Below are 17,470 nucleotides of genomic sequence, written 5' to 3'. Positions count from 1 at the left end.
AGCGCGCCTCTTTACCGGTTCCTGAGCAGGCTGAATGCAGCCGAGGCGCCCCAGCCGGCCGCAATCGCAATCGCCAGCGACATCAGGCCATAAAGAAACGGCTGCTCGCGCGACAGCGAGAACAGGAACCGCTCCAGCCCCACCTTACGCACGTCGATGGTGGTCTCGTAACTCGAAACCACCTCGCCGCCGCGGGTCAGGAAGATACGGGTCTGGTAGTCGCCTTCGGTCAAGTCTGCGGGCATCTCGATCGCGGTGCGAAACAAGGTTTGCTGATCGACCGCAACGGTGTTTTCACGCAGGGAGTAGAGCCCGTTCCTTTCGCGGATCCGCATTACCGCATCGGCAAAGGCCTGGGCGCCGCGGATGTGCATGGCAGCACCCACCGAGCGGATCGCGCGCCGGATCGACACCCGGTAGCGCAGGTCTTCGGTGTCGTTCAGCACCTGGGCAAATGGAGCGCTGGTGGCAACCGCGTAGAACGCAGGAGCCGAGTCGACCAGAACGCTGTCGACGTTGACCCAGATGCCCAGCTTTTTCTCCTTGCGCCGCACCATCACGGAGGGCGCCGGGCCGGAAACTGCGACAATGACCTCCAGCGGCTCGTCGGTGGGGATCGGAGCCTCGCGCTTGACCGCGCCGAAGATCAGGATTTCAGAGCCATCAAAGGTGGCGGTGATCGCCACCCGGTCCTGGCTGAGGCCCAGAACGACCTCTTCCTTGGCGGCCTGGGCTGCGGATTGGGGCAGCAACGCCAGCGCGGCGGCTGTAAGTGCTGAGAGCAGAAGTTTGCGCATATCAGTGGCCTCCTGCGTCGCCGAGCGAGAACAGCTCAGCCGGTTGCAGCAAGAGGTCGAGGCCCAATTTTGCGCAGACCGCGATAACCATCAGCGCCAGCAGGATGCGCAGCTGTTCGGCCTTGAGGTAGACACCGATACGGGTGCCGATCTGGGCGCCGATCACGCCGCCGACCAGCAGCAGAACCGCCAGCACGATGTCCACGGTATAGTTGGTGGTGGCATGCAGCATGGTGGTGAAGCCAGTGACCAGGATGATCTGGAACAGCGAGGTGCCGACAACCACCTTGGTCGGCATGCCGAGGATATAAATCATCGCAGGCACCATGATGAAACCGCCGCCGACACCCATGATCGCAGCCAGGATACCAACGCAGACGCCAACCAGAACGGGCGGGATCACCGAGATGTAGAGGCCGGAGGTGCGGAACCGCATCTTGAACGGCAGCGCATGTACCCAGCCGCGCTGGCGGCGCGGGGCAGGGGCAGCGCCGCCTGCTTTCTTGGACTTGCGGATCGCATTCAGGCTTTCGATGAACATCAGCCCGCCGACCACGCCCAGGAAGACGACGTAGCAAAGCTTGACCAGCAGGTCGACCTGGCCGAGCGCCTTGAGGTAGTTGAACACCACAACCCCCAGGGCCGCGCCCATCAGACCGCCGGCCTGCAGCACCAGCCCCATCTTGATATCGACCGTCCGCCTTCGGAAATGCGCCAGCACGCCGGAGAAGGAGGAGGCGACAATCTGGTTCGCCTCTGTCGCCACCGCCACCGCAGGCGGGATGCCGATGAAAAACAAAAGCGGCGTCATCAGGAAGCCGCCGCCAACTCCGAACATGCCCGAGAGAACCCCGACCATTCCCCCAAGGCCCAGGAGAAGGAAGGCATTGACCGAGACCTCAGCTATGGGAAGGTATATCTGCATGTTCTTTGTTAGACCGCAGTCATATCAAAAATCAATGATCTATGCCGCTCTGCAGCGTGCAGGACTGATTTGCCGTTGCAAACTGGACTTATTGCAGCCTGAGGTCCTTCCGCATTTGCCTGCATCAGGGCAAGTTCAGAACGGTCAAGGAAAACAGGTCGGCGGGTTCCAGCAGCAGCTCAAAGCCGATTTTGATTGAGACTGACAGCACCAGCAGCGCCAGCAGCACCCGCAGCTGTTCCGCCTTCAGCTTGGCGCCGATCACGGTGCCAAGCTGGGCGCCCGCAACGCCGCCGATCAGCAGGAACAGCGCCAGCACCACGTCGACGGTGTAATTGGTGGTTGCGTGCATTACCGTGGTAAACCCGGCGACAAAGATGATCTGGAACAGCGAGGTGCCGATCACGACCTTGGTCGGCATGCCGAGGATGTAGATCATCGCAGGCACCATGATGAAGCCGCCGCCGACGCCCATGATTGCCGACAGGATGCCGACGCCAAAGCCGACCAGCGCGGGCGGGATCACGGAGATATAGAGACCAGAGGCTTTGAACCGCATCTTGTAGGGCAGGGCATGCACCCAGGACCGCTGGCGCCGTTTGTAGGCGGGGGCGCCGCCAGCCTGGCGGGCCCTGCGGATTGCATTGACGCTTTCGATAAACATCAGCGCGCCGATCACGCCGAGGAACAGCACATAGCACAGCTGCACCGCCAGATCGACCTGGCCCAGCTTCTTGAGCCAGTTGAAAACGGCCATTCCCAGGGCAGCCCCCATGAGGCCGCCGCCCAGCAGTACATAGCCCATCTTCAGATCCACGGTGCGGCGCCGGAAATGCGCCATCAGGCCAGATACGGAAGAGGCCACCACCTGATTGGCGGAGGTGGCCACCGCAACCCCCGGCGGGATGCCGATCAGGAACAAGAGCGGCGTAATCAGGAAGCCGCCGCCGACCCCGAACATGCCCGAGAGTACCCCCACGGCGCCGCCAATGCCCAAGAGCAGCAGAAAGTTGACCGAGACCTCGGCGATGGGGAGGAAGATGTGCATGAGGTCTTACAGCAACTGCGGTGCGCGTGGTCAACCGGCCGGGCGGCACTGCGGCAGACAGGACCGACAGCGGAGCATGATCTGGACTTAAAGGCGGAGGCTCCCGCGCCTGCAGGTGATGGGCGGAGCCCTTCGCCTCGGCAGCCTTGGGCCGGGCGCCGCTCTGCGAGCGGCGCGAAGGGGTTCTGCTGAGAAGCCGCTGAGGGGCAGGACTGCCCTTCAGTGGCCTGGTCGAGTGTGTTTGCGTCTTTGCCGCGTCAAGGGTGAACGGCGCCTCCGCGCCGCCGCTGCGAGGCCCCTGACCCGGAAAAGACGAAGGAGGGAAAAAAGAAAGGCCCGGCACTTTGGCCGGGCGTTTCGTTGGTTCTGGAATGGCGTTTAGCGTTCCTTGACGTAGGGCTCGCCGCCGGCGCGGGGCGGGATCGCCTTGCCGACGAAACCGGCCAGGATCACCACCGTCAGCACGTAGGGCAGCGCGTCCATTGCCTGCACCGGGATGGTGATGCCGCCCAGCTCAATGTTCTGGAACCGCAGCGCAATCGCCTGCAAGAGGCCAAACAGCAGGCAGGCACCCATGGCATGCCAGGGCCGCCACTTGGCAAAGATCAGCGCGGCCAGCGCGATGAAGCCGCGGCCCGCGGTCATGTCCTTGACGAACCCCGCCTGCAGCGCGGTGGCCAGATAGGCGCCGGCAATGCCGCACAGCAGGCCGCAGATCAGCACCGCCGCATAGCGCAAGCCGACAACCGAAACGCCGGCGGTATCCACTGCGGCCGGGTTTTCCCCCACAGCACGCAGGCGCAGGCCAAAGCGGGTGCGGAACAGCACCCACCAGGTCGCAGGCACCGCTAGGAAGGCAATGTAGACCAGGATCGAATGGCCAGAGAGCAGCTCAGCATAGATAGGACCCAGCACCGGCACGCCGGAGAGGCTTTCGGCAAAGGGGAGGTTGATCGGGGTGAACCGCCCGCCGCCGATCAGCGACGGTGTGCGGCCGCCTTGCTGAAACCAGTCCTGGGCAATCAGCACCGTCATGCCAGCGGCCAGGAAATTGATCGCCACCCCGGAGATCAACTGGTTGCCGCGGAAGGTGATCGAGGCCACCCCGTGCAGCCCCGCCAGCACCAGCGAGGAGCCGATGCCGGCCAGCAGCCCCAGCCAGACATTGCCGGTGACGGCGGCGACGGCGGCAGAGAAGAAGGCGGCCATCAGCATCTTGCCCTCAAGGCCGATGTCGAAGATGCCCGCGCGCTCGGAGAACAGGCCCGCCAGGCAGGCCAGAAGCAGCGGCGTGGCCAGGCGGACAGTGGAGTCCAGCAGCTGGATGATCGTCAGGAAATCCATCAGTTCTGCCCCTTCCGCATCGCCAGGAAGATTCGCTCAAGCGGCATCCGCACCATGTTGTCGAGCGCACCAGTGAACAGGATCACCAAGGCCTGGATCACTACGATCAGCTCCCGCGGGATCGAGGTCCACAGCGCCAGTTCAGCGCCGCCCTGGTAGAGGAAGCCAAAGAGGATCGCCGCCAGGAACACGCCGAACGGGTGGTTGCGCCCCATCAGCGCCACCGCGATGCCGATGAAACCGGCGCCTTCGGTGGCGTTCAGAACCAACCGCTCTGCCTCTCCCATCACGTTGTTGACGGCCATCATGCCCGCCAGCGCGCCGGAGATCAGCATCGCGATCATGATGGTTCGGACCGAGGAGATACCGGCATAGCGCGCGCCCGGCTCGGACTTGCCGAGGGAGCGGATTTCATACCCCAGCGGCGTGCGCCAGATCAGCAGCCAGACAAACAGGCAGGCGCCGACGGCCACCAGCAGGCTGACATTGGCCGGTGCGGATTTCGAAAACTCGATCCCGATCGGCGCCAGCAGCTCATGCAAAGACGGCAGGTGCACCGCTTCGGGGAAGCGTTCAGTGGCCGGATCCATCGAGCCTTCGGGACGCAGCAAATTGACCAGCACGTAGTTCAGCACCGCCGCGGCGATGAAGTTGAACATGATGGTGGTGATCACAATGTGGCTGCCGCGCTTGGCCTGCAGATAGGCGGGAATCGCGGCCCAGGCGGCACCAAACAGGCCCGCACCAAGGGCCGCAAAGATCAGCGCCAGCGTCCAATGCGGCCAAGGGATCAGCAGGCAGACCAGCGCCACGCCAAGCCCGCCCAGCATCGCCTGGCCCTCGCCGCCGATGTTGAACAGGCCCGCGTGGGCGGCAATCGCCACCGCAAGGCCGGTGAACATGAAATTGGTGGCGTAGTAGAGCGTGTAGCCCCAGCCATAGGATGAGCCTAGAGCGCCATCGACCATCAGCTTGACCGCGGCGACCGGGTCTTCGCCGATCCCGAGGATCACCAGCGCCGACAGGAGTGCGGCCAGGAAAAGGCTGATCAGCGGGATCAGGACCACATCGGCCCATTTCGGCATCTTGTCCATTTACGCGGCCTCCCCCGCGACACCGGCCATCATCAGGCCGAGTTCTTTCTCATCGGTTTGGTCCGCCGGGCGTTCGCCCATGATCATGCCGTCAAACATCACAGCAACCCGGTCCGCGAGCGACAGGATCTCCTCCAGCTCGACCGAGACCAGCAGGATCGCCTTGCCCTGGTCGCGCAACTCGACGATCTGCTTGTGAATGAATTCAATGGCGCCGATGTCGACGCCGCGGGTCGGCTGGCCGACCAGCAACAGGTCGGGGTTGCGCTCTATCTCGCGCGCCACGACGATTTTCTGCTGGTTGCCGCCGGAGAAGTTCTTGGCCGCCAGCCAGGGATCGGGCGGGCGCACGTCGAATTTCTCCATCTTGGCCTCAGTATCGGCGCGCAGGGCTGCGTTGTTCATCAGCACACCATTCTTGTAGGCCGGGTCCCGGTGGTAGCCGAATGCGACGTTTTCCCAGGCGTGGAAGTCCATGATCAGGCCTTCGCGCTGGCGGTCCTCCGGCACATGGCCGATATGGGCGTTGCGCCGCGCGGCGGCGTCCGAGCCCAGTCCCTGCAGGGGCAGAGGACTGCCGTGCAGCTTGATGCTGCCGGTGCCGGGGCGCATGCCGCCCAGAACCTCCAGCAGCTCCGACTGACCGTTGCCGGCCACGCCTGCAATGCCGACGATCTCGCCCGCACGCACGGTCAGGTCGATGCCCTTGACGCGCTCGACGCCGGCACTGTCCACCACCCTCAGGTTCTCGATCTCCAGGATCGGGGCACCGGGCTGGGCGGGCACCTTGTCAACGCGCAGCAGAACCTTGCGGCCCACCATCAGCTCGGCCAGATGCTCCGGGCTGGTCTCTGCCGTCTTGACGGTGGCAGTCATCTGGCCGCGGCGCATGACGGACACCGTGTCGGTATACTCCATGATCTCCCGCAGCTTGTGGGTGATCAGGATGATGGTCTTCCCTTCGGCGCGCAGCCGGTCGAGGATGCGGAACAGCTGGTCAGCCTCAGAGGGCGTCAGCACGCCGGTCGGCTCATCCAGGATCAGGATCTCAGCCTTGCGGTAAAGCGCCTTGAGGATTTCAACACGCTGCTGCATGCCAACGCCGATCTCGTCGATGCGGGCGTCCGGGTCCACGAACAGCTCATATTCCTCTTCCAGCGCCTTCAGCTCCTTGCGGGCACGGCGCAGCGAGGGCATTAGCATGCCGCTGTCCTCAGCCCCCAGCACGATGTTTTCCAGCACGGTGAAATTCTCCACCAGTTTAAAGTGCTGGAACACCATGCCGATGCCTGCGGCAATGGCTGCCTGGCTGTCCGGGATCGCGGTGCGTTTGCCCTTGATCCAGACTTCGCCTTTGTCGGCCTTGTAGAAGCCATAGAGGATCGACATCAGCGTCGATTTGCCCGCACCGTTTTCACCGATGATGCCGTGAATGGTGCCGGGGGCAACGCTGATGGAAATGTCCTTGTTTGCCTGGACCGGGCCAAAGGCTTTGGAAATGCCTTTGAGTTCGATGGCGGGGGCGGTCAATCGGGCTCTCCCATGCCTGTAAATCCGATCAGCCGTACCACCTTGCCGTCCTTCAGATCGGCAAAATACTGTCCGCGCACCATGCGCTGGCCGTCCTTCTCGAAATCCACCGTGGCGCGTGCGTGGCCGTGGTGTTCAGAGACGGCAACCACTTTGGCCGCGGCGCCCGGCATCATCGCGCTGAACTGCGCAATGTACTCCAGGTAAGCATCGCGGGTGGTTATGGGGGCAGGGGTGTTGGGATCGGAGTAATAGAATTCGGACCCGATGGCTGCGTCCGTCTTTTCGGCGCGGGCTTCGGGCGATGGGTCGCCCCAGGCTTCAAACAGAATATGAAGTGAATCCGTCATGGCCTGGGGCTTTCTTCTTAGAAGCTCAGCGCAGGGCAGCTGTCGTCGGACATGTAGTCATGCACCTTGATCTCACCCGAGGCGATCTTGGCAGCAGCTTCGTCCACAGCGGCCTGCATCTCGGCAGAAACCAGCGACGCATTGTGCTCATCCATGGCATAGCCGACACCGCCGTTGGCCAGACCCATGACAGAGAAGCCGGTTTCCATGTCGGCGCCATCGCTGAAGGCCTCAAACACGGCGTTGCCGACCTTCTTGGTCATCGAGGTCAGCACCTTGCCCGGGTGCAGGTGGTTCTGGTTGCTGTCCACACCAATCGACAGGATGCCTTCGTCGGCTGCGGTCTGCAGCACGCCCACACCGGTGCCGCCAGCCGCGGCATAGACCACGTCCGCGCCCTGGCTGATCTGTGCCTTGGTCAGTTCGGAACCCTTGACCGGGTCGTTCCAGGCCGCCGGGGTGGTGCCGGTCATGTTGGCGATTACGGTGGCATCCGGGTTAGCTGCCTTGACGCCTTCTGCATAGCCGCAGGCGAATTTGCGGATCAGCGGGATGTCCATGCCGCCGATGAAACCGACGGTGTTCGATTTGGACGCCATGGCCGCCATCATGCCTACGAGGTAGGAGCCTTCGTGTTCGTTAAAGACAACCGAGCGCACGTTGTCGCCTTCGACAACCATGTCGATGATGGTGAATTTGGTGTCCGGATAATCGGCAGCCACCTGGCCCAGGGCATCAGCAAAGGCGAAGCCGACCATCACGATCGGGTTGGCGCCGGCCTCGGCAAAGCGGCGCAGGGCCTGCTCACGCTGGGCTTCGGACTGCAGTTCGATCTCGCGGTAGCTTTCGCCGGTCTCTTCAGCCCAGCGCTGGGCACCGCCGTGTGCGGCCTCGTTGAAGCTCTTGTCGAACTTGCCGCCCAGATCAAAGATCAGGGCCGGTTCCGCCAGTGCGGCACCTGCAGTCAGGGCCAGCGTCGCGGCTGCGCCCATCAGCGGTTTCATCAGGGTCATCAGGTTAACTCCCACTGTCATTATTTGTTGGATGCAGCGGGGATTTTCCGCTGCCCGGCCCCGTTCAGGCCTTAGAGGGTGCGGCAATTTAGCCTGCAGGGCAGGGAGGGGGTCAACCGCTTTTTGACCATTTGGTGCGAAATCCGCGCAACTGGCCTAGGGTAAAGACTTTCTCATCAGGATTGCGTCCGCCGGATTGGTATCTTTGCGGCGGTAATATCCCGCCCGGCGCCCGCATTCCGCGAATCCGCAGACGCGGTACAGCGCCTTTGCGGGTGCGTTGTCTTCGGCCACTTCCAGAAACAGCTCTGCGGCGCCGCGGGCGCAGGCCAGTGATTCCCATTCCGCCATGCAGGCGCGGGCCAGCCCTTGGCGCTGATGGGCGGGATCGGTGGCGATGGTCAGCAGTTCAGCTTCATCCGCGATCACCCGCACCAGGGCGAAACAGCGGGCATCCCCGGCGGCAAAGATCAGCGGGCTGTCCAGAAGGGCAGCGAACTCCAGTGCAGACCACGGCCGCGACTGGGTGAAACCCGCGGCATGGGTGGCGGCCATCTGCGCCGGTGTCAGGGGATCACTCATCAATCAGCGCAGGCGGCACGTCGCTGGACGGCGCTGCATCGGCTGCACGCAGGTACAGCGGTGCAGGCGGCTCGGTCACGGTTTCAAACCGCGCAGCTGCGATGCGCGCAATCGCTTCGGCGATCCCTGCCGGGCTTGCCTCAGGCGCAAACGCTAGCCCGGCACCGCGGGCGGCGTCCTCGGCCTCCTGGCGCGGCATCAGACGCGGTGCCTCCCCGGGCAGGGCGGCATAAACCTGATTGCGCGGCGCGGGCACGGCGGGCAAGGTGCCCTCGGCGGCGCGGGCCTCAAACCCGTCCACGCCCACGGCTGGCACTTCCAGCCCCAGAGCCAGCCCGCGGGCGGCGGAGACCGCAATGCGGATGCCGGTGAAGTTGCCGGGACCGATGCCGACGCCGATGGCGTCAAGATCCTGCCATGCGGCACCGCCGTCAGCCAGCACCTCTTCCAGAAGCGGCATCAGCCGTTCGGCCTGGCCGCGGGTCATTTCCTCCAGCCGGGAGGCCAGCAGGGTCTCCCCGCGCAGCAAAGCGGCCGCGCAATGCGCGGCCGATGTGTCAAAACCCAGAACCAGCGGTTCGGAAGCCATCAGATGTCCTTTCGCGCGCGGTCAGACGGCAACCGGGCGCACCTCGGTGACTTCCGGGATGTAGTGGCGCAGCAGGTTCTCGATGCCCATCTTCAGGGTCAGGGTCGAGGATGGGCAGCCGGCGCAGGCACCCTGCATATGCAGATAGACCACGCCGCGGTCAAAGCCGTGGAAGGTGATGTCGCCGCCGTCCTGGGCCACTGCCGGGCGCACCCGGCTGTCCAGCAGTTCCTTGATCTGGTTGACGATCTCCGCGTCCTCGCCGGAATGCTCGGCATGGCCGGAGGCCGGGCTTTCGGAACCATCTGCCATCACCGGCTGGCCGGACTGATAGTGTTCCATCACTGCACCCAGGATGGCGGGTTTGATGTGGTCCCATTCGACAGCGTCCGCCTTGGTCACTGTCACGAAGTCATTGCCGAAGAACACGCCTGTCACGCCCTCAACCGCAAAGATGCGGGAGGCCAGCGGCGATTTTCCGGCAGCGTCTGCGCTGGGGAAGTCGGCGGTGCCGACCTCAAGAACGGTCTGGCCCGGCAGGAATTTCAGCGTCGCCGGGTTTGGCGTGGATTCAGTCTGAATGAACATGTCGGGTCTCCGTTAAGCGTGTCCCCGATATGCGCCTTGCGGCCCGCCAAGTCAAGATTTGGAACGATTCTAAATTGCGCCGCCCGCGGCGTGCTCCAGCGCCTGCTCCAGCCGGTCATCACCCCAGAACAGTTCCGCCCCGCTGGTGAAGCTGGGCGCGCCGAAAATGCCCGCCGCAATGGCCTCATCGGTCTTCGCCCTGAGTGCCGATTTGATATCCGGCGCCTGTACCCGCTGCATCAGATTGCGGTCAAGGCCCGCCGTGCTCAGGCAACGCTGCAAGACAGTTTCATCCGCGATATCTTTGCCCGTACCAAACTGCGCCTGGAACGCGGCCGTGGTGAAAGGCTCAATGCGGTCCTGTTCCGCCGCAGCTAAAGCTAGCCGCGCCGCCATCAGCCCGTTCTGCGGGAACACCGCAGGGCGGCTAAAGGGCAGGCCGCGAGCCGCACAAATCCGTTCCATGTCGCGCCACATGTAGCGGCCCTTGGCTGGATAGATGTTGAAAGGCGAGGTGTCCCAGCCTTGAGCGGCAAAGATTGGCCCCAGCAGAAACGGTTTCCAAGTAACGGCAACGCCGCGGGCGGCAGCCAGTTCGCCGATGCGCATCACGCTGAGATAGGAGTAGGTGGAGGCGAATTCGAACCAGAATGTGATCCCGCCGGTCATCGCCTCTGCCGTCCCTTCTGGTCAGGTGATTGCTTCCAGCTTTTCCTTGCTAAGGTCGCCGGGCACGATGGTGATCGGCACCGGCAGGGCGCCGGAGTTCTTGGTGAGCTGGGTGACCAGCGGCCCGGGGCCCTTGCGGCCGGTGCCCGCACCCAGCACCAGAACGCCGATTTCCGGATCGCCCTCGATAAAGTCGAGGATTTCCGGCACCGGTTCGCCTTCGCGGATCACCAGTTCCGGGTCCACATTCTGGCGGTCGCGCATCCATTTGGCGAAAACTTCGAAATGAGCATGGATGCGCTCGCGCGCTTCCTCCCGCATCACTTCGCCGACGCCGATCCAGTGGTTGAACTCATCCGGGGGAATGACCGACAGGATGGTGACGCCCGCGCCGGTATGCGCCGCCCGCATGGCGGCAAAGCGCATGGCGTTCAGGCATTCGCGGCTGTCGTCCAGGACCACAAGGAATTTGCGCATCTTCGCTCTCTCGTTGTTGCACCGCGGATCATGGCGCATGCGGGGCGATCAGGCAATAGAGCCAAAGAGCCGTCAACGCTGCGTATTTCTGGCCATAGACTTTGCGCCGGCCGGGCATGTTCGGGTTGAGCTTACGGATTTACGGCTGGCTGGCGGCCCAGTCCCAATAGAGCTCCCGCACACGTTTGGCGACAGGGCCGGCCTGATAGCGGTTCTCGTCAAAGGCGGTGACCGGGGTCACCTTGCTCATGTTGCCCGACAGAAAGATCTCGTCGGCTTCCTCGAAATCCTGATAGCCCAGCACGCATTCATGCACGGTGATACCGTCGGCGCGAAGGTTGCTGATATGGCGGGCGCGGGTGATGCCGGCCAGGAAGGTGCCGTTGGGGATTGGGGTGAAGACCTCGCCGTCGCGCACCATGAACACATTGGTGGTGGCGGTTTCAGCCACATTGCCCATGGCATCCAGCACCAGTGCGTTGCTGAACCCCTTGCTGCGCGCCTCCCTCAGCATCCGGGCGTTGTTGGGGTAGAGGCAGCCCGCCTTGGCATTCACCACCGCGCTTTCCAGCACCGGGCGGCGGAAGCGGGTGCGGGTCAGCGTGGCGGCGGCATCGGGGGCCGCCATCGGGATTTCCTCCAGGCTGACGGCGAATTGGGTGCTCTCCGCCTTCGGGGCGATCAGCGTCTCGTCGCCATCAGCCGCCCAGTACATTGGCCGGATATAGACCGCGGAGCTAGGGGCGAACCCCTCCAGTCCTTCGCGGATGACCTCCACCATCTGCTCCACGGAATGGGTTGGCGTCATCAGCAGCGCCTCCGCAGAGGCATTGGTGCGGGCGCAGTGCAGGTCCAAATCCGGGGTCAGCCCGTCAAAGAAACGCGCGCCGTCAAACACGGAGGAGCCCAGCCACATCGCATGGTCTGCAGCCCGCATCACCGCCGCGTTGCCGTTCTGCCAGCTGCCGTTGAAATAAGTGCGGATAGTTCTGCCCACAGCCATCGTCTCGCTCCCTCTGCTTGCCGCAAGGGTAGGCCCAGAAAGGTCAGGGGTTCAGACCTTTCTAGGCCTCGCCGGATACAGGCAAGGAGGGGCGGGAAGGCTGTTAATTGTTTTGTTTCAGTTGGTTGGCTGGCGTTCTGGAGCGAAATCTGACGCAGCGAAATATAGGTCAGCGTGACTGACCAATTGTTTCGCGCGCGAAACATTCGGGCAGCAGTTCTGACCTACTCAACCTCTGCGAGCAAATCTTGCAAATCCAACGGGTCAGTGACCATCTGCAGGCTGCCATCCGCCCCGCGCGGCCAGTCCTGTTCGGGCCGGTCGCGGTAGAGTTCCACCCCGTTGCCGTCCGGGTCGCGCAGGTAGATGGCCTCGGAGACGCCGTGGTCGGCTGCGCCTTCGAGCGCGATGCCCGACTCCAGCACCCGGCGCAGCACCGCGGCCAGGCTCTTGCGGTCCGGCAGCAGGATGGCGGTGTGGTAGAGGCCGGTCATGTTCGGTGCCGGTGCCGGGCCGCCGCGCGAATGCCAGGTGTTGAGCCCGATGTGGTGGTGGTAACCGCCGGCCGACAGGAAGGCGGCGGAACTGCCCAGCTGCTGGGTTACGATAAAACCCAGCACGCCGCTGTAAAACCCGATTGCCCGTTCAAGGTCGGCAACCTTGAGGTGGACATGGCCGATGCGGGTGCCTGGGGGCAGGGGGGCAGTTCCGGTGCTCATGACAGTCTCCAATTGCTTGTTTTCTGCAATATGGAGGCGGCGCGGCGCTGGTTCCATTCCGCAAGGCTGCACCATTTCCCTGTGGATATGCACAGCCTGACGGCGCGGCATCTTCAGCGCGCCATCAGGCGCGCCGGACCCAGCCGGACCTGCGCATCTGTGATGCACGGCAGCCCGGGCGGGAGAGCTTCCACTGGAGATCAGGCGGCGGGTTTCAGACCGGCCTTGGCCAGAACGGCAGAGGCAGTCTGTTCCCAGCGTGCCTTCAGCTCTGCATTCGGAGTGCGACGCAGGCCCATCGCCTTCAGCCCTTCGAACTTCTGTGAGGTCTCAGAGCCGAAGCTGGCTGCGACCCGCGGCCACCAGTAGCTGACCAGTTCCTGCAGGGCCTCTGTCCCTTGTGCTTCCACCAGCACCATCAGGCCTTCCTCGGCCAACTCGGCGTGATGCGCCTCGATCGGCTGGATGGTGCGGAAAGCTTCGGCCAGCGGCTGGTAGGAGACATGGCTCAGCTCCTCCAGTTGCACAGCAACCGCGCTGCCCATCAGCAGGTTCATCACCACCGCGTCGGCCCAGCCTTCCAGCGGGTAGTTGAACACGGCCAGCCGCATGTCGTGCTTGCTGCGGGTCTGGCCGATGTCGGCGTCCCGTTCCAGCCGCGCGGTCCAGGGGTGGTGGTCGGCATAGCGCTCTGTATCAGCACCGAAGTCGCCCATGATGCGCAGCACCTTTTCGGCGCTGTCGGATTTCTCCAGCACGATTTTTGCGGCGGCGATGCGCGCCTTGATGCCTGGCCCTTCGTTGATGATGTCGGCAAAGCCTGCGGCACCCGCCAGCTCGCTGTCGACAAAGGTCGCCATCATCTTCATCAGCTCGGCGCGGTAGCGCGGCGGCACGTTGGATGGGTTGGACAGCACGCCGCCCTGGGCCAGATAGCTGCTAATACTCATTTCGTCAGTCATGATCTTTCCTCCCTCGGGCAGGTATTACTGGTCGTAATCGACCACGACGTTATCGGTCACCGGATAGGCCTGGCACGAGAGCACATAGCCCTTTTCGACCTCGTAATCTTCCAGCGCATGGTTGGCGACCATCTCGACCTCGCCCTCCAGCACCTTGCAGCGGCAGGTGGAACAGACCCCGGCCTTGCAGGCATAGGGCGCGTCCATGGCGTTTTCCAGCGCCGCGTCCAGCAGGGTCATGTCCTTGCCCATCTCGATGGTCTGGGTGGCGCCGTCCAGGGTGATGGCGGCCTTGGTCTGGTTGGCGCTGCTGGCCGCATCCGTTGCGGTGGCCTTGCGCTTGGCGCGGCCCGGCTGGGCAGAGGCGAACAGTTCGAACTTGATCTGGCCGTCATCGAGGCCCGCGGTGCGCAGGGCGCTGGCGATGCCCAGCATCATCGGTTCGGGGCCGCAGATGAAGGCGGTGTCGACCGACTGGATGTCGATCCAGTGCTCGAACAGCTGGGCGCATTTCTCTTCGGTGACCAGGCCGGTGAACAGGTCGATTTCCTGAGCGTCGGACTCCAGCACATGGATCACGTTGAAGCGGCCCATGTAGAGGTTCTTGAGGTCTTCCAGCTCCTCGCGGAACATGATCGTGTTCACGCCCTTGTTGGCGTATACGAGCGTGAAGGAAGACTTGGGTTCTGCCGCCAGCGTGGTTTTCAGGATCGACAGCACCGGGGTGATGCCGGAGCCGCCGGCAAAGCCCAGGTAGTTCTTCTCTGCGCCTGCCTCGAGCGGGGTAAAGAAGGTGCCCATCGGCGCCATCGCTTGCAGGGTGTCGCCGGCCTTCAGCTCGGTGTTGGCCCAGGTCGAGAACGCGCCGCCGTCGACGCGCTTGATGCCGACCTGCAGGATACCCTCATCCTTGCCGGCGCAGATCGAGTAGCTGCGGCGCAGCTCCTCGCCTTCAAAGTCGCGGCGGAAGGTCAGGTACTGGCCTTGGGTGAAATCGAACTCCTCAGCCGCGCCGTTCACGGGCTTCAGGGTAACAACCACCGCATCGCGGATGGTCTTGCGGACGTCGGTGACTTCTAGGTCGTGAAAGCGCGCCATCAGGGTCTCCTCAGATGCACTTGAAATAATCAAAGGGTTCGAGGCAGTCCTGGCAGCGCCAGTGGGCCTTGCAAGGGGTCGAGCCGAACTGGCTGACCTTGGTGACATGCGGGCTGCCGCAATGCGGGCATTTTTCCGGGCCGCCTGCGGGCTGAGGCGGGGCGATGCCGTATGCCTCCAGCTTGGTGCGGCCCTTCTCCGTCAGCCAGTCGGTGGTCCAGGCGGGGGAGATCTGGGTCTTCAGCTTCAGATCGGTGATGCCGCGGTCCCGCAGGGCGGTTTCGATGTCCATCGCGATCACAGACGTGGCCGGGCAGCCGGAGTAGGTCGGGGTGACGGTGACCACCAGGGTCTCACCCTCCCAGGCCACATCGCGGATGATGCCGAGATCCACCAGCGAGATCACCGGGATCTCCGGATCGGGCACGGCGTCGAGCCACTCCCAGACCCGGGTGGTGCTTGGCTGAGTCGTCACTTGGCTCATGCGGTTACCCTCATTGGCTGGTCCGCCCGGCCTCCCTCGCGGAAGCGGGCCCCACCCCCGCCTGACGCCGGGGATGCGCTCAGTTCTTTGGCCGTGGTCTTACCACTTGGCGCCGGGATAGGCGCGTTGCAACCACTGCATCTGGGTCAATAGGTGGCCCAGGTGCTCTGTGTGCATTGCACCGGTGCGACCGCCTTTGTGGGCAAAGCGGCTCTCCGGAATGGTCAGCGTCGCGTCGCCCAGGATGCGGGAGATCAGCGCGTCGTATTCTTCGCGCAGGGAGGCTGGATCGGGGGCGATGCCTGCCTTCACCATCTCGGCGTCCACATCGTCGGACTGGAACATCTCGCCGACGTAGGGCCAAAGATAGTCCAAGGCTTCCTGCATCCGGCGGTGGCTTTCCTCAGTGCCGTCGCCCAGGCCCACCACGGTGTCGGCGGAACGCTCCAGGTGATAGGCCACCTCTTTCGAGGCCTTCTCGGCGATCGCGGCGACCCGCTCGTCCGAGGACTTCATCAGACGGCCCAGCTGGATCGAATGCCAGGCATCAAACAGGAACTGGCGCATCAGGGTGCGTCCGAAGTCGCCGTTCGGCACCTCGCACAGAAGCACATTGCGGAAATCCCAGGCGTCGCGCAGGAAGGCGAGATCGTCGGCGGATTTGCCGTCGCCCTGCACTTCAGCGGCGAGGCCGAGCCACATCTGGGTCTGGCCGATCAGGTCCAGCGCGGTGTTGGCCAGCGCGATGTCCTCTTCCAGCACCGGTGCATGGCCGCACCATTCGCTGACCCGGTGGCCGAGGATCAGGGTGTTGTCCCCCATCCGCAGCAGGAATTGAAAAAATGCGTCGTCGCGGGTCATTACATGGCCCCCACTTCTTCGGGGATGTCGAAGAAGGTCGGATGGCGGTAGACCTTACTTTCCGACGGCTCATAGAGCGGGCCCTTGTCGCTGGGCGAGGAAGCCGCGATGTGGTTCGCCTCAACCACCCAGATCGACACGCCTTCGTTGCGGCGGGTATAGACGTCACGGGCGTTCTTGATCGCCATTTCGGCGTCCGGCGCATGCAGGGAGCCGACGTGGCGGTGGCTCATGCCGTGCTGGCCGCGGATGAAGATTTCCCAGAGGGGCCATTCGTTTTTCATGTCTCAAATCCTCTTGGCTGAGGGGGCGCCGCCGCTGTAGCGGGCGCCGGAATGCTTGGGGTTACTCGGCGGCGTGCTGGCGCGCGGCTTTCTTCTTGGCGTGGGCCAACAGGCCGTCGCGGACCCAGGCGCCATCATCCCAGGCCTTGTTGCGTGCCGCGAGGCGGTCCACGTTGCAGGGGCCGTTGCCTTTGATCACGTCAAAGAATTCGCTCCAGTCCGGATCGGTGTAGTCGTAGTGGCCGCGTTCCTCGTTCCATTTCAGGTCCGGATCGGGGATGGTCAGGCCGAGGTATTCGGCCTGCGGCACGGTCTGGTCGACGAACTTCTGGCGCAGCTCGTCGTTGGTGTTCATCTTGATCTTCCAGGCCATAGACTGGGCGGAATGGACTGAGTCCTTGTCAGACGGGCCGAACATCATCAGCGACGGGTACCAGAGGCGGTTCAGCGCGTCCTGAGCCATCTTCTTCTGCTCGGGCGTGCCCTCGGCCATCTTGCGGATCGCGTCATAGCCCTGGCGCTGGTGGAAGCTTTCCTCCTTGCAGATGCGGATCATCGCGCGGGAGTAGGGGCCGAACGAGGTGCGCTGCAGCGGCACCTGGTTCATGATCGCCGCACCGTCTACCAGCCAGCCGACCGCACCGATGTCGGCCCAGTTCAGCGTCGGGTAGTTGAAGATCGACGAGTACTTCATGCGGCCATCCAGCAGCATCTCGGTGATTTCGTCGCGCGACACGCCCAGGGTCTCCGCCGCGCAATAGAGGTACAGGCCATGGCCCGCCTCATCCTGCACCTTGGCAAGCAGGATCGCCTTGCGCTCCAGTGTCGGCGCGCGAGTGATCCAGTTGCCCTCGGGCAGCTGGCCAACGATTTCGGAATGGGCGTGCTGGCCGATCTGGCGGATCAGGGTTTTGCGGTAGCCTTCGGGCATCCAGTCCTTGGGCTCGATCTTCTCGCCCGCGTCGATGCGCGCCTGAAAGGCGGCCAGCTTTTCCGGATCGTCCTGGGTCGCCTCGGATTTGATCATCTGAGCATACATGTCTGGGACCTCCC

At 63.7% G+C, this 17,470-nt stretch carries 21 protein-coding genes; all 21 read right to left on the bottom strand.

Annotated features, from left to right (window positions below; genetic code table 11):
• Positions 1-11: 11 nt before the first annotated feature.
• Positions 12-797 (bottom strand): TIGR02186 family protein, encoded by a 786-nt coding sequence (locus RA24_RS18570; RefSeq protein ID WP_019297042.1) that lies wholly within the window; start codon positions 795-797, stop codon positions 12-14.
• 1 nt (position 798) lies between these two features.
• Positions 799-1,722, bottom strand: coding sequence for a sulfite exporter TauE/SafE family protein (locus tag RA24_RS18565; RefSeq protein ID WP_019297041.1), 924 nt, complete (start codon positions 1,720-1,722; stop codon positions 799-801).
• 124 nt (positions 1,723-1,846) lie between these two features.
• On the bottom strand, positions 1,847-2,770 hold the full coding sequence (locus RA24_RS18560; protein ID WP_019297040.1) for a sulfite exporter TauE/SafE family protein: 924 nt from the start codon (positions 2,768-2,770) through the stop codon (positions 1,847-1,849).
• A 378-nt stretch (positions 2,771-3,148) separates the two neighbouring features.
• The gene (locus RA24_RS18555; protein ID WP_019297039.1) at positions 3,149-4,114 is read right to left on the bottom strand and encodes an ABC transporter permease; all 966 of its coding nucleotides are present in this window, start codon (positions 4,112-4,114) and stop codon (positions 3,149-3,151) included.
• Positions 4,114-5,208, bottom strand: coding sequence for an ABC transporter permease (locus tag RA24_RS18550; RefSeq protein WP_039193438.1), 1,095 nt, complete (start codon positions 5,206-5,208; stop codon positions 4,114-4,116). The genes RA24_RS18555 and RA24_RS18550 overlap by 1 nt, the downstream gene beginning before the upstream one ends.
• Complete coding sequence (locus RA24_RS18545; protein ID WP_039193435.1) at positions 5,209-6,738, bottom strand: ABC transporter ATP-binding protein; 1,530 nt, start codon at positions 6,736-6,738, stop codon at positions 5,209-5,211.
• A complete protein-coding gene (locus RA24_RS18540) occupies positions 6,735-7,088 on the bottom strand; it encodes a nuclear transport factor 2 family protein (protein WP_019297036.1) in 354 nt (117 codons plus the stop codon). Before RA24_RS18540 ends, RA24_RS18545 begins: the two co-directional genes overlap by 4 nt.
• Positions 7,089-7,105: 17 nt before the next feature.
• Positions 7,106-8,101 carry a BMP family lipoprotein gene (locus RA24_RS18535; protein WP_039193493.1) on the bottom strand — a complete coding sequence of 332 codons (996 nt, stop codon included), beginning with the start codon at positions 8,099-8,101 and terminating at the stop codon, positions 7,106-7,108.
• A gap of 156 nt (positions 8,102-8,257) precedes the next feature.
• Positions 8,258-8,683 carry a GNAT family N-acetyltransferase gene (locus RA24_RS18530; protein WP_039193432.1) on the bottom strand — a complete coding sequence of 142 codons (426 nt, stop codon included), beginning with the start codon at positions 8,681-8,683 and terminating at the stop codon, positions 8,258-8,260.
• Positions 8,676-9,272 carry a tRNA (adenosine(37)-N6)-threonylcarbamoyltransferase complex dimerization subunit type 1 TsaB gene (gene tsaB / locus RA24_RS18525; protein ID WP_019297033.1) on the bottom strand — a complete coding sequence of 199 codons (597 nt, stop codon included), beginning with the start codon at positions 9,270-9,272 and terminating at the stop codon, positions 8,676-8,678. Before tsaB ends, RA24_RS18530 begins: the two co-directional genes overlap by 8 nt.
• 21 nt (positions 9,273-9,293) lie before the next feature.
• Entirely contained in the window at positions 9,294-9,860 is a 567-nt protein-coding gene (locus RA24_RS18520; RefSeq protein ID WP_039174861.1) for a NifU family protein, read from the bottom strand.
• A gap of 69 nt (positions 9,861-9,929) precedes the next feature.
• The gene (locus RA24_RS18515) at positions 9,930-10,529 is read right to left on the bottom strand and encodes a 2-hydroxychromene-2-carboxylate isomerase (protein ID WP_039174863.1); all 600 of its coding nucleotides are present in this window, start codon (positions 10,527-10,529) and stop codon (positions 9,930-9,932) included.
• A gap of 21 nt (positions 10,530-10,550) precedes the next feature.
• Positions 10,551-11,006 (bottom strand): universal stress protein, encoded by a 456-nt coding sequence (locus tag RA24_RS18510; RefSeq protein ID WP_019297030.1) that lies wholly within the window; start codon positions 11,004-11,006, stop codon positions 10,551-10,553.
• 139 nt (positions 11,007-11,145) lie between these two features.
• Positions 11,146-12,009: a branched-chain amino acid aminotransferase gene (locus tag RA24_RS18505; RefSeq protein WP_039193430.1), complete on the bottom strand. Its 864-nt coding sequence runs from the start codon at positions 12,007-12,009 to the stop codon at positions 11,146-11,148.
• A gap of 224 nt (positions 12,010-12,233) precedes the next feature.
• On the bottom strand, positions 12,234-12,728 hold the full coding sequence (locus RA24_RS18500) for a VOC family protein (protein WP_039193491.1): 495 nt from the start codon (positions 12,726-12,728) through the stop codon (positions 12,234-12,236).
• 200 nt (positions 12,729-12,928) lie between these two features.
• Positions 12,929-13,690, bottom strand: a complete 762-nt coding sequence (locus tag RA24_RS18495; protein WP_039193427.1) for a Phenylacetic acid catabolic protein — start codon at positions 13,688-13,690, stop codon at positions 12,929-12,931.
• Positions 13,691-13,714: 24 nt separating this feature from the next.
• Positions 13,715-14,788 carry a 1,2-phenylacetyl-CoA epoxidase subunit PaaE gene (paaE, locus tag RA24_RS18490; RefSeq protein ID WP_039193424.1) on the bottom strand — a complete coding sequence of 358 codons (1,074 nt, stop codon included), beginning with the start codon at positions 14,786-14,788 and terminating at the stop codon, positions 13,715-13,717.
• Positions 14,789-14,798: 10 nt separating this feature from the next.
• The gene (gene paaD / locus RA24_RS18485; RefSeq protein ID WP_039149221.1) at positions 14,799-15,272 is read right to left on the bottom strand and encodes a 1,2-phenylacetyl-CoA epoxidase subunit PaaD; all 474 of its coding nucleotides are present in this window, start codon (positions 15,270-15,272) and stop codon (positions 14,799-14,801) included.
• A 99-nt stretch (positions 15,273-15,371) separates the two neighbouring features.
• Positions 15,372-16,133 carry a 1,2-phenylacetyl-CoA epoxidase subunit PaaC gene (paaC, locus tag RA24_RS18480; protein WP_039193422.1) on the bottom strand — a complete coding sequence of 254 codons (762 nt, stop codon included), beginning with the start codon at positions 16,131-16,133 and terminating at the stop codon, positions 15,372-15,374.
• Complete coding sequence (gene paaB / locus RA24_RS18475; protein ID WP_008557866.1) at positions 16,133-16,417, bottom strand: 1,2-phenylacetyl-CoA epoxidase subunit PaaB; 285 nt, start codon at positions 16,415-16,417, stop codon at positions 16,133-16,135. The genes paaC and paaB overlap by 1 nt, the downstream gene beginning before the upstream one ends.
• A gap of 61 nt (positions 16,418-16,478) precedes the next feature.
• On the bottom strand, positions 16,479-17,456 hold the full coding sequence (paaA, locus tag RA24_RS18470) for a 1,2-phenylacetyl-CoA epoxidase subunit PaaA (protein ID WP_019297023.1): 978 nt from the start codon (positions 17,454-17,456) through the stop codon (positions 16,479-16,481).
• Positions 17,457-17,470 lie beyond the last annotated feature (14 nt).

Source organism: Leisingera sp. ANG-M6, from assembly GCF_000813905.1.
GTDB lineage: Bacteria > Pseudomonadota > Alphaproteobacteria > Rhodobacterales > Rhodobacteraceae > Leisingera.
This window is presented reverse-complemented; position numbering and strand designations above follow the sequence as displayed.